The sequence below is a fragment of the Actinokineospora spheciospongiae genome, assembly GCF_003182415.1.
Classification (GTDB): Bacteria; Actinomycetota; Actinomycetes; order Mycobacteriales; family Pseudonocardiaceae; genus Actinokineospora; species Actinokineospora spheciospongiae.
On record NZ_QHCP01000005.1, the window covers coordinates 169,120 to 182,750 of the forward strand.

General features: G+C 73.9%; 12 protein-coding genes. 10 read left to right on the forward strand and 2 right to left on the reverse strand.

The features are described from left to right. Positions 1 to 78: 78 nt before the first annotated feature. The 7 genes from DFQ13_RS33865 (at position 79) to DFQ13_RS14970 (ending at position 7,462) form a co-directional block, all read left to right on the forward strand. Positions 79 to 831 carry a PP2C family protein-serine/threonine phosphatase gene (locus tag DFQ13_RS33865; protein ID WP_233438415.1) on the forward strand — a complete coding sequence of 251 codons (753 nt, stop codon included), beginning with the start codon at positions 79 to 81 and terminating at the stop codon, positions 829 to 831. A gap of 218 nt (positions 832 to 1,049) precedes the next feature. Continuing rightward, a complete protein-coding gene (locus tag DFQ13_RS14945) occupies positions 1,050 to 1,772 on the forward strand; it encodes a DUF2306 domain-containing protein (protein ID WP_035290700.1) in 723 nt (240 codons plus the stop codon). Positions 1,773 to 1,822: 50 nt separating this feature from the next. Then, on the forward strand, positions 1,823 to 2,323 hold the full coding sequence (locus tag DFQ13_RS14950) for a (2Fe-2S)-binding protein (protein WP_035290698.1): 501 nt from the start codon (positions 1,823 to 1,825) through the stop codon (positions 2,321 to 2,323). Continuing rightward, positions 2,320 to 3,324 (forward strand): FAD binding domain-containing protein, encoded by a 1,005-nt coding sequence (locus DFQ13_RS14955; protein ID WP_110080264.1) that lies wholly within the window; start codon positions 2,320 to 2,322, stop codon positions 3,322 to 3,324. The genes DFQ13_RS14950 and DFQ13_RS14955 overlap by 4 nt, the downstream gene beginning before the upstream one ends. After that, the gene (locus DFQ13_RS14960) at positions 3,321 to 5,402 is read left to right on the forward strand and encodes a xanthine dehydrogenase family protein molybdopterin-binding subunit (protein WP_110080265.1); all 2,082 of its coding nucleotides are present in this window, start codon (positions 3,321 to 3,323) and stop codon (positions 5,400 to 5,402) included. Before DFQ13_RS14955 ends, DFQ13_RS14960 begins: the two co-directional genes overlap by 4 nt. A 201-nt stretch (positions 5,403 to 5,603) precedes the next feature. Then, on the forward strand, positions 5,604 to 6,821 hold the full coding sequence (locus tag DFQ13_RS14965; protein ID WP_110080266.1) for a cytochrome P450 family protein: 1,218 nt from the start codon (positions 5,604 to 5,606) through the stop codon (positions 6,819 to 6,821). Positions 6,822 to 6,862: 41 nt separating this feature from the next. Then, the gene (locus DFQ13_RS14970) at positions 6,863 to 7,462 is read left to right on the forward strand and encodes a phosphoribosylanthranilate isomerase (protein ID WP_110080267.1); all 600 of its coding nucleotides are present in this window, start codon (positions 6,863 to 6,865) and stop codon (positions 7,460 to 7,462) included. Positions 7,463 to 7,519: 57 nt separating this feature from the next. Here the strand turns inward: DFQ13_RS14970 and DFQ13_RS14975 are convergent, their stop codons facing one another. Beyond that, positions 7,520 to 8,776 carry a tetratricopeptide repeat protein gene (locus DFQ13_RS14975; RefSeq protein WP_146241237.1) on the reverse strand — a complete coding sequence of 419 codons (1,257 nt, stop codon included), beginning with the start codon at positions 8,774 to 8,776 and terminating at the stop codon, positions 7,520 to 7,522. 141 nt (positions 8,777 to 8,917) lie between these two features. Further along, complete coding sequence (locus DFQ13_RS14980; RefSeq protein WP_456049229.1) at positions 8,918 to 10,096, reverse strand: lipase family protein; 1,179 nt, start codon at positions 10,094 to 10,096, stop codon at positions 8,918 to 8,920. 553 nt (positions 10,097 to 10,649) lie between these two features. Here DFQ13_RS14980 and DFQ13_RS14985 point away from each other — a divergent pair. Genes DFQ13_RS14985 through DFQ13_RS14995 form a run of 3 tightly spaced genes read left to right on the forward strand, consistent with a single transcriptional unit; the run spans position 10,650 to position 13,626 of the window. After that, positions 10,650 to 12,170: a PP2C family protein-serine/threonine phosphatase gene (locus tag DFQ13_RS14985; RefSeq protein WP_035281107.1), complete on the forward strand. Its 1,521-nt coding sequence runs from the start codon at positions 10,650 to 10,652 to the stop codon at positions 12,168 to 12,170. Beyond that, the gene (locus DFQ13_RS14990; protein WP_110080269.1) at positions 12,167 to 13,279 is read left to right on the forward strand and encodes a cobalamin B12-binding domain-containing protein; all 1,113 of its coding nucleotides are present in this window, start codon (positions 12,167 to 12,169) and stop codon (positions 13,277 to 13,279) included. The genes DFQ13_RS14985 and DFQ13_RS14990 overlap by 4 nt, the downstream gene beginning before the upstream one ends. Then, complete coding sequence (locus DFQ13_RS14995) at positions 13,276 to 13,626, forward strand: STAS domain-containing protein (RefSeq protein WP_035281078.1); 351 nt, start codon at positions 13,276 to 13,278, stop codon at positions 13,624 to 13,626. The genes DFQ13_RS14990 and DFQ13_RS14995 overlap by 4 nt, the downstream gene beginning before the upstream one ends. Positions 13,627 to 13,631 lie beyond the last annotated feature (5 nt).

Genomic DNA, 13,631 nt, shown 5'->3' on the forward strand with positions numbered 1-13,631 from the left:
GGCCGCACCGAAACCACAGGAGAACCACAGGGTGCGGGAGCACCCTGGAGATCACACCACCCGAAGAGGAGGCCCGCGATGCTCAGCAGCACGATCGCCCGGACGGCAGGCAGCCGGGGCGAGCGCACCGTGAACGCGGACGCCGTGGCCTCCTTCCCCGACCCCCGCACCGGCCGGGTCCGCTACGCCCTCGCCGACGGCGTGGGGGACGACCCGGGCGCGGCCCGCGCCGCCCGGGTGGCCGCCGCCGCGGCGGTCCGCTCGGGCCTGGGCGCGGCCGAGGCCGTCCTCGCCGCCCAGGCCGAGGTGCGCGAGGCGGGTTCCGGCGACTGCGTGCTGGTCGTCGCGGTGCCGGACGCGGACGGCTACGACATCGCCTGGGTCGGCGACGCCCGCGCCTACGCCTGGACCGCCGGTGGCCTGCGCGCGCTCACCACCGACCACACCCTCGCCCAGTACTTCCGCGACCACGGCACCCCGGTCACGCCCCGGATGGAACACCTGGTGACCACCAGCGTCCGCACGGTCGAGCCGCACCGCGTCGGCACCGCCCGCGTCAGCGAACCCGCCTCCCTGCTGCTGACCAGCGACGGTGTCCACAAGGCCCTGGGCGACGCGGTGATGGCCCGGGTCCTGCGGTACTCGGCCGACGCCGCCGCGGCCCTGGTCGAGGCGGCCACCGCCGCGGGCACCTCGGACAACGCCACCGCGCTGGTCGTGCACTGCGCCGGGCGCCCCACCACCACCCTGCCCGACCGCGCCCCCGACCTCAGCACCGCCGCGCTGCCGGTCGCCACGGTCCCGGTCGCCACAGTCCCCATGGCCGCCTGATCGCCTGACCGCCGAGCCACCCGAGGTCTTCACCCTCCCGGAGAGCCACGTTCCCGGGAGGGTGAAGCGCTTGCGCGCCGGGAAGCGGAGCAACGCGGAGCCGCCGCCCGGCCGCAGGGGGTAGGGCCACCCCCACCCCGCACCCGGTGGTGCGCTCCATGTCCGCGCCGGTCGGATCGCCCTAACTTCTCCCCCACAGGCAATCACGAGGGGGAACCATGGCGGTCACCGAAGCACGTCCGAAGACCTCACGCGCGCCGGTGCCGTGGTGGCGGCGCCCGTGGACGGCCCCGTTGGCGGCGTTGGTCCTGGTGTTCCTCGCCATGTCGCTGCCGCGGTACGCCACCCTCGACCCGGCGCTGTCGCGGGTGCCGCCGGTCGAGGGCTTCGCATTGCACTACCCGCTGCTGGTCGCGCACATCCTGTTCAGCACCGTCGCCATGGTGACCGGGTTCCTCCAGATCTGGCCGTGGTTCCGCCGCCGCTTCCGCACCGCGCACCGCCACCTGGGCCGGGCCTACGTGTTCGGCGGGGTGCTGCCCGCCGGGCTCACCGGGCTGGTGGTCGGCGCGGTGTCGCCGTTCGGGCCCGTGACCCGCGTCAGCAACGTCGTGCTGGCCCTGCTGTGGTTGGCCTTCACCGCCGTCGGCTTCCGCCGCATCCGGCAGCGCCGCCACGCCGAGCACCGGGTGTGGATGCTGCGCAGTGTGACCCTCACCATGTCGATCATCTTCAACCGGCTGGTCGGCGCGGTGGTGGGTGTCCTGCTCGGTCCGCGCGTGGACACCCTGTTCGGCGGCAGTGAGGCGGCCATGGTGCAGACCGTGGCGCTGCTGAGCGCCTGGCTGGGCTGGGTGGTGCCGCTGGCGGCGGTGGAGTGGTGGCTGCGGCGGGGTTCGCGCAGGGCACAATCGAACACGCGGCAAACGGGTCGCGCCTGAACCCGGGCCGGTCCATGATCGTGTCCCCGGTGGGAATCGGAAGGGCACCCATGGAAGCGGACATCACCCTGCGGGTGGACGGCGAGGACCGGAAGGTCACCGTCGACACCCGCACCACCCTGCTGGACGCGCTGCGCGACCGGCTCGGGGTCACGGCCCCCAAGAAGGGCTGCGACCACGGGCAGTGCGGGTCGTGCACGGTCCTGGTGGACGGCAGGCGGGTGGTGAGCTGCCTGTCGCTGGCGGTGGCCCGCGACGGCGCCGAGGTCACCACGGCCGCCGGTCTGGCCGACGCGGACGGGCCGCACCCGGTGCAGCGCGCGTTCGTCGCCAACGACGCGTTGCAGTGCGGTTTCTGCACCCCGGGGCAGGTCTGCTCCGCGGTCGGGGTGCTCGCCGAGGTCAAGGCGGGCTGGCCCAGCGCGGTCACCGAGGGCGATGCCGCCCCCGAGCTGACCGACGCCGAGGTCCGCGAGCGGATGAGCGGCAACCTGTGCCGCTGCGGCGCCTACCCCGGCATCGTGGCCGCCATCCGCGAGGTGGGCGCGTGAAGCCGTTCGCCTACCGCCGCGCGACCGACGCCCGGTCCGCGGTGGCCACCGTCGCCGCCGACCCGAACGCCGCCTTCCTCGCGGGCGGCACGAACCTGGTCGACCACCTCAAGCTGGGCGTTGCCTGCCCGTCGCTGCTGGTCGACGTCTCCGACCTCGCCGCCGACCTGGTCGAGCACCTGCCCGACGGTGGGCTGCGGATCGGCGCGGGCACCCGCAACAGCGACCTCGCCGCGCACCCGGTCGTCCGCGCGCACTACCCGCTGCTGTCGGAGGCGCTGCTGTCCGGCGCGTCCGGCCAACTGCGCAACGCGGCCACCACCGCGGGGAACCTGCTCCAGCGCACCCGCTGCGGCTACTTCCGCGACGCCACCGCGCCGTGCAACAAGCGCGAGCCCGGCTCGGGTTGCCCGGCCGTCGAGGGCCACAACCGCCACCACGCGATCCTGGGCGCCTCCCCGGACTGCGTGGCCACCCACCCGTCCGACCTGGCCGCCGCGATGGTCGCCCTCGACGCCACCGCCGTCGTCCTCGGCCCCGACGGCGAGCGCCGGGTGCCGATCGGCGGGCTGTACCGGCTGCCCGGCGACGACCCGACCCGCGACACCGTGCTCGCGCACGGCGAGCTGATCACCGCGGTCGAACTGCCCGCCCCGTTCGGCGGCCGGGCCCGCTACCGCAAGGTGCGCGACCGCGCGTCGTTCGCCTTCGCCCTGGTCTCGGTGGCCGCCGCGGTGCGGATGCACGACGGCGTCGTGGAGGACCTGCGGCTGGTGTTCGGCGGCCTGGCGCACCGCCCGTGGCGCGCGGCGCACGCCGAGGACGCGCTGCGCGGCTCCGCGCCCACCGAGGTCGCCCTGCGCGCCGCCGCGGACGCCGAACTGCTGGACGCGCGCACGCTGTCCGGCAACGGGTTCAAGGTCCCGCTGGCCCGCAACACCCTGGTCTCGGTGCTGCGCGAGCTGACCGACGGAGCCGCCGAACCGGAGGACGACGCGTGACCGACCAGCTCACCCCGAACGCCATCGGCCGCGACGTCGCCAGGGCCGACGGACCGCTCAAGGTCCTCGGCGCCGCGCCGTACGCCTACGACCAGCCGCTCACCGACCCGCTGTACCTGTGCACGGTGGACGCCACCGTGGTCCGCGGGCGGGTCGCGGGCGTCGACGCGAGCGCCGCGCTGGCCATGGACGGCGTGGAACTGGTGCTGACGCACGAGAACGCCCCCGAGCTGTCGACCGAGGACGGCGAGCTGCGCGTCCTGCAGTCGTCGGAGGTCCACTTCCGCGGCCAGGTCGTCGCCGCCGTGGTCGCCACCACCACCGAGGTCGCCGCCGCCGCGGCCGGGGCCGTCGTGGTCACCTACGACACCGAGCCGTTCTCCGTCACCGCCGGGTCGGACCCGGCCGGGTTGCACGCGCCGGAGAAGGTCAACGCCGGGTACCCCACCGACACCGACGACGGCGACCTCGACGCCGCCGTGGCCGCGGCGGCGTTCACCGTCGACGAGGAGTACACGACGGCCCGCACCCACAACAACCCGCTGGAGCCGCACACCACCGTCGCCACCTGGACCGGCGGGGACCTGCACGTGTTCGAGGCCAGCCAGTCCGTCTTCGGCGCCCGCCGGGTGCTGGCGGGGGTCTTCGGCCTCGACCCCGAGCGGGTCCGCGTCACCTGCCCGTACGTCGGCGGCGGGTTCGGCTCGAAGGGCTCACCGCACGCGGGCGCCGTCGTCACCGTGATGGCCGCCAGGATGCTGCCCGGCCGGTCGGTGAAGTTCGCGCTGACCCGCAGGCAGATGTTCCGCCTGGTCGGCTACCGCCCGCGGATGACCCAGCGGGTCCGGTTGGCCGCCGCGCCCGACGGGACCCTGACCGGTGTCGGCGTGGACGTGGTGCAGGAGTCCGCGCGGATCAAGGAGTACGCGGAGCAGACGGCGGTGGCGGCGCGGATGATGTACGCCGCCCCGAACCGCCGCACCAGCCACCGGCTGGCCCTGCTGGACATCCCGGTGCCGACGTGGATGCGCGCACCCGGTGAGGCCCCGGGCATGTTCGCGCTGGAGACCGCGATCGACGAACTGGCGGCGCGGGTGGGCATCGACCCGATCGCGCTGCGGGTGCGCAACGAACCGGAGCGCGACCCGGCCACCGGCAAGCCGTTCTCCAGCCGCCACCTGGTCGACTGCCTGCACGAGGGCGCGGACCGCTTCGGCTGGTACGACCGGGACCCGCGCCCGCGCTCGCGCCGGGTCAACGGCTGGCTCGTCGGCTACGGCGTCGCCGCCTCCACCTACCCGGCCTACCGGATGCCCGCCAACTCCGCCGTGGTCCGCTACACCGCCGACGACCGCTACCGGGTGCAGATCGGCGCCTCCGACCTGGGCACCGGCGCCTGGACCGCCCTCGCCCAGATCGCCGCCGACGCCCTGGGCGTCCCCCAGGACTCGATCGACCTGGCCATCGGCGACACCCGGCTGCCGCGCGCCACCGTCGCGGGCGGCTCCTCCGGCACCGCCTCCTGGGGCACCGCGATCGTCGAGGCCGCCCGCGCCTTCCGCGACAAGTTCGGCCGGGACCCCGAACCCGACGACGAGGTCTTCGCCGACGCCCCGGAGAACACCGCCGCCAAGGACTTCGCCCTGCACGGCTACGGCGCGCAGTTCGCCGAGGTCCGGGTGCACGAGGACACCGGGGAGATCCGCGTCCCCCGGCTCTACGGCATGTTCGACGCGGGCCGGGTCATCAACCCGCGCACCGCCCGCTCCCAGTTGGTCGGCGGCATGACCATGGGCCTGTCGATGGCGCTGCACGAGGACAGCGTCATGGACACCGCCCTCGGCCACACCGCCAACCCCGACCTCGGCGAGTACCACATCGCGGCGAACGCCGACGTCCACGAGATCCGCGCGGACTGGCTCGGCATCCCCGACGAGCGGCTCAACCCGATGGGCAGCAAGGGGATCGGCGAGATCGGCATCACCGGCACCGCCGCCGCGATCGCGAACGCCGCCCACCACGCCACCGGCGTCCGGGTGCGCGAACTCCCGATCACCCTGGACAAGTTCCTCCGCTGAACCGCCCGGCCCCGCCCTGTGCCGTCCACCGCGGCGTGAACAGGGCGGGGCCGGTTCGCGTGCGCGGTCCGATCGGACGGGGCCGACTGTTGTCAGCCGAGTGAGTGAATTTCGGACGTTTTGCTCATCAGGTGCGCTTTTCCTGCCGAAAACACACGGGGATGCGGAGAACGATCTTCGCCCGCGTGCAGGAGGAGAGCCGTGCAGACGACCGTCACCCGATCGTTGGACGACACCGGGTGGTGCCGCTCGCTGACCCCGGCCGACCCGGCTCGACCGGACGCCGGGGTGTACCGGATGGAGCTGGTCAGCGGCGTGCGGGTCTGGGTGGTCGCCGGCTACGACCGGGCCCGCGCCGCGCTCGCCGACCCCCGGCTGAGCAAGGACGTCACCGGCCTGACCCGGATCATGACCGGGCACCTCGCCGCGATCGGCGCCGACACCGAGCTCAGCGGCATGTACAGCCCGCACATGCTGTTCCAGGACGGCGTCGAGCACACCCGGCTGCGCGGCCTGGTCAGCACCGAGTTCACCCGCGCCAGGGTCGACGCCCTGCGGCCCAGGGTCGCCGGGATCGTCGCCGGGCTGCTGGACCCGCTGCCGGTCGACGAACCGGTCGACCTCGTCGACGCGCTGGCCTACCCGCTGCCGATCCGGGTCATCTGTGACCTGCTCGGCGTCCCGGAGGCCGACCAGGACCGGCTGCGCGGCCTCACCGAGGCGCTGATGGACGACGACAACGCCCGCAACGTCCCCGCCTCGCGCGAGCTGCACGGCTACTTCACCGACCTGTTCGCCGCCCGCCGCGCGGAACCGGGCCCCGACCTGCTCTCCGCCCTCCTCGACCCGGCCAACGCCGACCGCCTCACCCCCGATGAGCTGATGGCCACGGTCTTCCTGCTGTTCGTGGCGGGCCACGAGACCTCCACCAACCTCATCGGCAACGCGATCCGCTGGCTGCTCGAGGACCCGGACCGCTGGCGCGCCCTCGGCGCGGACCCGGCCTTGGCCCCCCGCGCGCTGGAGGAGGTCCTGCGCTTCGACTCCCCGGTGCGCATGTCCACCCACCGCTTCACCGCCGAACCGGTCGAGTACGGGGGCATCACCATCCCCGCGGGCGAGATCGTCATGGTCTGGCTGCACGACAGCAGCCGCGACGGGTCCCGGTTCACCGACGCCGACCAGTTCGACCCCGACCGCCGCGACGCCGCCGCCCACCTCGGCTTCGGTCACGGCCCGCACTACTGCCTCGGCGCCCCGCTCGGCCGGATGGAGGCGCTGGCCGCCCTCACCCACCTCGCCCGCCACCACCCGCACGCCCGGCTCGCCGTCCCCGGGGGCGACCTGGTCCGCCAGCAGAGCGCGATCATGAACGGGTACCGCGCCCTCCCGGTCGTCCTCGGCCCCCGGGTGGGCTGATCCCCGCAACCCGGGTCCGCCGCTGCGGCTACGCTCGAAGCGTGTTCACCAAGGTGTGCGGCCTCCGCACCGAGGCCGATGTGGCGACCGCGGCGGAGGCGGGCGCGGACGCGGTCGGCTTCGTCTTCGCCGCCAGCCCCCGCCGGGTCGACGAACCCACCGCCCGCCGCCTGGTGGCGGCCACTCCGCCGTCGGTCCTCACGGTGGGGGTGTTCAAGGACATGCCCACCGGTGAGGTCGCGGCGCTGGCCCGCGCCTCTGGGGTCGACGCTGTCCAGCTCCACGGCGACTACCCGCGGTCGGCTTTCGACGACTTGCTGGGGCAGGGCTTCCGCCTGGTCCGCGCCACCGCGCTGACCCCGGCGACCGAGGTCACCACGGGCGCGTACGGCGAGGACATGCTGCTCCTCGACTCCCCGGTGGCGGGCTCCGGCGAGCGCTGGGACCTGACCGCGCTGACCGGCCGTCCCCCCACCGGCCACTGGCTGCTGGCGGGCGGGCTGACCCCGGACAACGTGCGGGCCGCGGTCACCGAGGTCGCCCCCTGGGGCCTGGACGTCTCCAGCGGTGTGGAGTCGAGTCGTGGTGTGAAGGACCACGGCCGGATTCGCGCCTTCCTCGCCGCTGCCCGCACCACCTGAACCCGCCCGGGTTCGCGGCACCGGCTCCACCGAGTACCGACCGTTCCCCGGGCGCACTCAGGTGGATTCGCGTCGGCGGGACGGGTCTGCGCACTCGTGGGTGATGTGCAGTGCGGTGCGGCGGGCGAGGGCGGCCTCCGCGTGGTCACCCGCGCGGGCGAGGACGCGGGCCAGGGAGCGCCACGCGGTGGTCTCGGCGGCGGGGTCGCCCAGTTCCCGGTGCAGTTCGATGGCCGTGCGGTGGACCGCCGCGGCTTCGGTGAGGTGGCCCGCGGTCTCCAGCAGGTGCGCCAGGCGGGTGTTGGCGTGCGCTTCGGCGGGGCGGTTGCCGGATTCGGCGTGGTGGTGGGTCGCGGTGGCGGCGAGGTCCAGGGCTTCGGGGAGGGCGCCGTCGGTCGCCAGGGCTTCGGCCAAGGCCAGTGCGGCGGTTCCGGCGCCGTCCTGGTCGCCGAGGGTGCGCAGGGTTGCCAGGGCGGTGCGGTGGGCGGTCGCGGCCTCGGTGGGGCGGTGGTGGGCCAGGAGGGTGTGGCCGAGGTGGTGGCGGGCCAGGGCTTCGGCGCGGTGGTCGCCGAGGGTGTGGAAGTGGTGGAGGGCGCGTTGGTGGTGGGTGAGGGCCGTGGGGAGGTCGCCGGTGTCGGCGGACACCGCGGCCAGGCCCGCGAAGGCCACTGCGGCTGCGTGGTGGTCGCCGTGGTGTTGGGCGAGGCGCAGCGCTGTCGTGTGCTCACCGGCCGCCGCCGAGTGGCGGTGGTGTGACCTGAGGGTGGTGCCGAAACCGTTGTGCGCGAACGCGTCGTCGGTCAGGTCCAGGGCGCGGCGGTGTGCTGATTCCGCCTCGTCGAGCCGGTGGGTGGTGGCCAGGGCGGTGCCCAGGGTGGTCAGCGCGGTCGCGGACCGGGTCAGCGGGGTCAGCGAACCGATGGCCTCTAGTGGGCGGTGCAGGCGCAGGAGTGCTTCTGCGGCACCGATTTCCGCCTCGGTGGTCGGTTCGCCGGACGAGCGCAGCCACCCCCTGGCCAGGCGGTGCGCGGTCAGGCCCTCCTCCGGCCGGCACGCCCCGGTCAACGCCGAACCCCAACCCACCGCCGCTCGGCCCCGGTCGGCTCCGCGCAGCACGGGGACCGCCCGCGCGTAGGCCTCGGCCGCGTCGGTGAACCGCCACCACCGCGCGCGGACCGCGCCCAGCTCCGCGAGCGCCGCTCCGCCGGGGTTCCGGGCGCACCGCCGCACGGCCTCTTCGATCTCCGCCGCGATCCGGGCGGGCACGTCGGTCAGCGCGCACGGCGCACCCGCGGCGCTCCGCTTCCGCGACATCCACGTCATGGCGGCACCCCCGACCACCCCAGTATCGGCGGCACTCCCGCCCCGGGACAAGGGGTGACCCCGACCCGGGGCACAAGCGGGCGCCCCACGGGAAATGATCTCCGTGGGGCGCCCGTCGAACCGGGGGAGCGGTCAGCAGTTGCTGGGTGCTGTCTTGCCCGCGAATCGGTCCTTGATCCATTTTCCGGCGTCGGCGTTGCCCGCGAAAATGCCGGTCAGGTGATCGGAGATGTAGGTGTTCCACTGCTCGGTGACCCCGGCGGCGCAGTAGGACTTGTGCAGCGCGTCGCCCTGGGGGGTGTTGACGATCTCGTCGGTGGAGGCGTGGTACTGCAACACCGGCACTCGTGGCGGGTTCTGCCCCAACTTGTTCTGCGCCAACCGTGCTTGCCACTTCGGGTCGGTCAGGGGGTTGGTGGTGGTGTAGCCGGCGATGGTCTTGAACGGGTAGTTGGCCAGCAACTCCACCACGCAGGCGTTCTGCTTGGCGTCAGCGAGGTCCTTGCGGCCGGTGTCGTTGAGGTAGGAGTCGAGTTGCAACTCCGGGTAGGCGTTGTCCAGGCCGACCGCGGCGAAGGCGAGGAACCCGAACCCCAGGTACCCGTCCAACCCCTTGGCAACCTCGGTCAGGTCGGCGGGAACACCACCTGCGGCCACACCCACCAGGTTCAGGTCAGGGGCGTAGGAGGGTTGCTTCTCCGCCGCCCACAGCGCACCGCCGCCGCCTTGGGAGTAGCCCTGGAAGATGACCTTGGCCGTGGGCTTGAGGCCGGTCTGCGGCAGGCGCTGCGCCGCGCGCACCGAGTCGATGACCGCCGGACCCATGGACTGGCCCACGATGTAGGTCGGCTTGTTCGCCGCGCCCGGGCGGTAGCCCTCATAGTCGGTGATCGCCACCGCGTAACCGGCGCTGATGGAGTCGTTGATGGCGGGCTGGTCATACAGGGTGCCGCGCTCGATGGCCTTCGACGGTGTGCACTTGAACGCTGGGCCCTGCGTGCCCACCGAGTAGCCCACGATCGGTGCCTTGGTGGTGTCGGCGAACTTCGGCGTGAGGATCGTGCCGGTCACCGCATTCCGTTCGCCCAGGGCGTTCGTCGACAGGTACATGACCTGCCAGGCGTTGGCGTTCAGCGCGTTCAGCGGGGCGACGGTGGGGCGCCAGCGGATGACGTCGCCGGGCTCACCGGCGGGCAGCGGGCTCGGCGGCTCGTAGAAGGCGTCGCCCGGGGGGCCGGGCAGGGCGGGCGCCGCGGCCTTGACCACGGCCGCCTCGGCGGGGGACTGGACCGTGCCGTTGACCACGACCACCGCGACAGCTCCCGTCACCACCGCGGCGACCGCGCTCGCGATCCGCCGGTGAGTTCTGGTCACCAATGACCTCCAGGGCAGGGGAAGGGGATAGCCGTACTATCCGGATCTGCGTATCCCCAGGTCAACCATTGCGTAGGAAACTTCGAAAAGATGTGGTCGGGTGCGCGTTCCCGGGGTCGGATTCGCACGGCGTTGACACTTCCGAAAGCTCTTTTCGGGTACCTCCAGGTACTTCGATTGCCTGCCCGCGGCTCCGGACATCCGGCTGGGCCGTACGCCCTACCGCTGGTCAGCGTCGTGCCCGGCGGCCACGGGGATGCGGACCGTTGGCCGTTGGCCGATTGCGCGAGCAGTTGGTATGGTGGTTGATCCACTCCGCAAGAGCACTGATCAAGATGTGGTCTGTGCGATACTTGCCATGAGCCAACCAAGGTTCGAGTGAGTGGCGAAGAGGTGAAACGACTTCCCCGTGATTGAGCCACGACAGTCCACCCGCACGACCCCCGTCTCGACCGGCAACGGTTGGTGGGGTGCTCCCCATCCGGCGGTGGTGCTGGACGGGAACGGCGCCCTGCTCGCCGCGAACGAGGTGGCAACCCTCCTCGTGCCCCCGGGCGACACCGTCCCCGACTGGCTGGCCACCGCCTCCGCCGCGGACGGTCGCGTCCACGGCGACATCGGCGGGCGCGGCTTCGAAGCCCACCCGGTCCCGCACGGCGACGACGACAGCGTCACCTGGTGGCTGGTGGAGGACACCGACACCCGGCTGGCCATCGAGGCCCTGCGCGTCGAGCGCGAGCGCACCGCCCTGCTCAGCGAGGTCTCCTCCGCGCTGCTGGCCTCGCTGAACCTTGACCGCTGCATGGACGTCACCGCCCGGCTCGCCGCCGAGCACCTCGCCGACGCCGCCGTGGTCATCGCCCCCGCCGCCCGGCACCGCTACCCGGCGGTGCTGTGCGTGCGCGACGGGGACCCCGTCCGGACCCGGCTGCGCGTGCACCCGGAGGACGTGCCCGGTCTGGCCGAGGCCCTGCAGGGCTTCCCGCCGGTGCCCTCGCGCTGGATCGACCCGGCCAGCACGCCCGACTGGCTGCGGCCGGACGGGTTCGGCGAGATCGGCTCGGTCGTGGTCACCCCGCTGCCCGGCCTCGGCGTGGCCGCGGGCGCGCTGGTACTGCTGCGCCGCGCCGGGCAGCCCGCCTTCGACGAGGGGGAAGAGGTCTTCGCCCGGCTCTTCGCCGCCAGGGCGGGCGCGGCCATGTCCGCGGCCCGGATGTTCGCCCAGCAGAACTCGATCACCGAGACGCTGATGCGCGAACTGCTCCCGCCCACCCTGCACCAGGTGGGCGGCGTGGAGTTCGCGGGCCGCTACCGGGCCGCCCAGGACACCGAGCGGATCGGCGGCGACTTCTACGACGTGCACCCGACCGCCGACGACGACGAGTCGCTGGCCGTGCTGGGCGACGTGTGCGGCAAGGGCCTGGAGGCCGCCGTCCTCACCGGCAAGATCCGCAACACCCTGCACGCGCTGCTGCCGATGTCCGGCGACCACCTGCGGGTGCTCAACCGGCTCAACGACACGCTGGTCAACCCGCACAGCACCCGCTTCGCCACCATGGTCCTCGCCTCGGTGCGCCGCGAGGGGGCGGGTGTGCGGCTGCGGCTGACCTGCGCGGGCCACCCGCCGCCGTTCATCGTGCGCGCCGACGGCCAGGTCGAGGAGGTCGCCAGCCGGGGCAACCTGGTCGGCGTCATGCCCCGGATCGAGGCCACCAGCACCACCGTGACCCTGGCCCCGGGGGAGACCTGCCTGCTGTTCACCGACGGCATCACCGAGGCCCACGGCGGCCCCCTCGGCGGCGAGCTGTTCGGCGAGGACCGGCTGCGCCGGGTGCTGGCCGACTGCGCGGGCATGCCCGCGGACGCCATCGTGGAGCACGTCCAGATGCTCGCCGCGCAGTGGATCGGCGACCGCCCGCACGACGACATGGCCGTGGTGGCCATCACCGCGCCCCGGGGCTCGCACCTGACCGCGGTCGGGGGGCACGGTCCCGGCAGGTACACCGCATGACGCCCGCCGAGCCCACCCGCACCGCACCCGCCCACACCGAGCCCACCCGCACCGAGCAGGTCACCGCCGGGCACGTCGAACGGCTGTGGGCCGCGGTGTGCGACCGCGACGAGCACACCGCCGCCGAGGTCGTCACCGGTGCCGCCGCCGACGGGCTGGCGCCGGAGTCGGTCCTGCTCGACGTCATCGCCGCCGTGCAGCGCCGGGTCGGCCAGGAGTGGGCCGACAACCGGATCACCGTGGCCCAGGAGCACGCCGCCACCGCGATCAACGAGCGCGCCCTCGCCGCCCTCGCGCTCACCGCCCCGACCCCGGCGCCGACCCTGGGCACGATCACCGTCGCCTGCGTGGACGGCGAGTGGCACGCCCTGCCCGCCCGCCTGCTGGCCGAGGTCCTGCGCCTGCGCGGCTTCCGCGTCGACTACCTCGGCGCGCAGGTCCCGGCGCCGCACCTGATCACGCACCTGCACCGCACCGGCCCGGACGCGGTCGCGCTGTCCAGCTCGATCGCCACCCGGCTGCCGTCGGCGCACGCCACCATCACCGCCTGCCAGGCCGCGGGCACCCCGGTCATCGCCGGGGGCGCCGCCTTCGGCCCCGACGGCCGCTACGCCCGCCTCCTGGGCGCCGACGCCTGGGCCCCGGACGCCCGCGCCGCCGCCGACCGCCTCGCCCGCTCACCGCTGAACCGGCCCGCCGGGGGCCACCAGCCCATCGACGACCTCCCGCACCTGGCCGACCAGGAGTACACGATGGTGTCGCGCACCTCGGGCCAGCTCGTCAAGGCGATGCTGAGCGGCCTGGAGGAGACCATCCCGGCCATGCGCTCCTACACCGAGGCGCAGCGCGAGTACACCGCCCAGGACCTCGCGCACATCGTGGACTACCTCGGGACCGCCCTCTACGTGGACGACGCGGACCTGTTCACCGGTTTCCTGACCTGGACCGCGGGCATCCTCACCGCCCGCTCGGTCCCGGCCAGGTTCCTCGTCCCCGCCCTGGACCTGCTGGCGGCGGAGCTGCGCGACTTCCCCCGATCCACCGCCCTGCTGACGGCGGGCAGGTCCGCCCTGCCGGCCCGCGACGTGCCCGGAGACCACGACCGATGACCCCCCGCCCCCTCACCACGAGCTGGACCGCCCCCGACCGCGACTCGGTCCGGGTGCGGCTGGACGGTGACCTCGACTTCGACACCGCCGACACCCTGCTGCGCGAGGTCATCGCCCGCCTGCCGACCGTGCGGGCCCTGCACCTGGACATGTCCACCCTGGGCTTCTGCGACTCCTACGGCCTGTCCACCCTGCTGATGATCCGCCGCCACGTGGACGCCGCGGACGCCTGCCTGCACCTGGAGAACCGCCCGGCGGGCCTGGACCGCATCCTGCGGATCACCAACACCCTGAACCACCTCACCGGCTCCACCGCCGAGGCCCACCAGCAGACCCCGCGACCGTGAGCGGA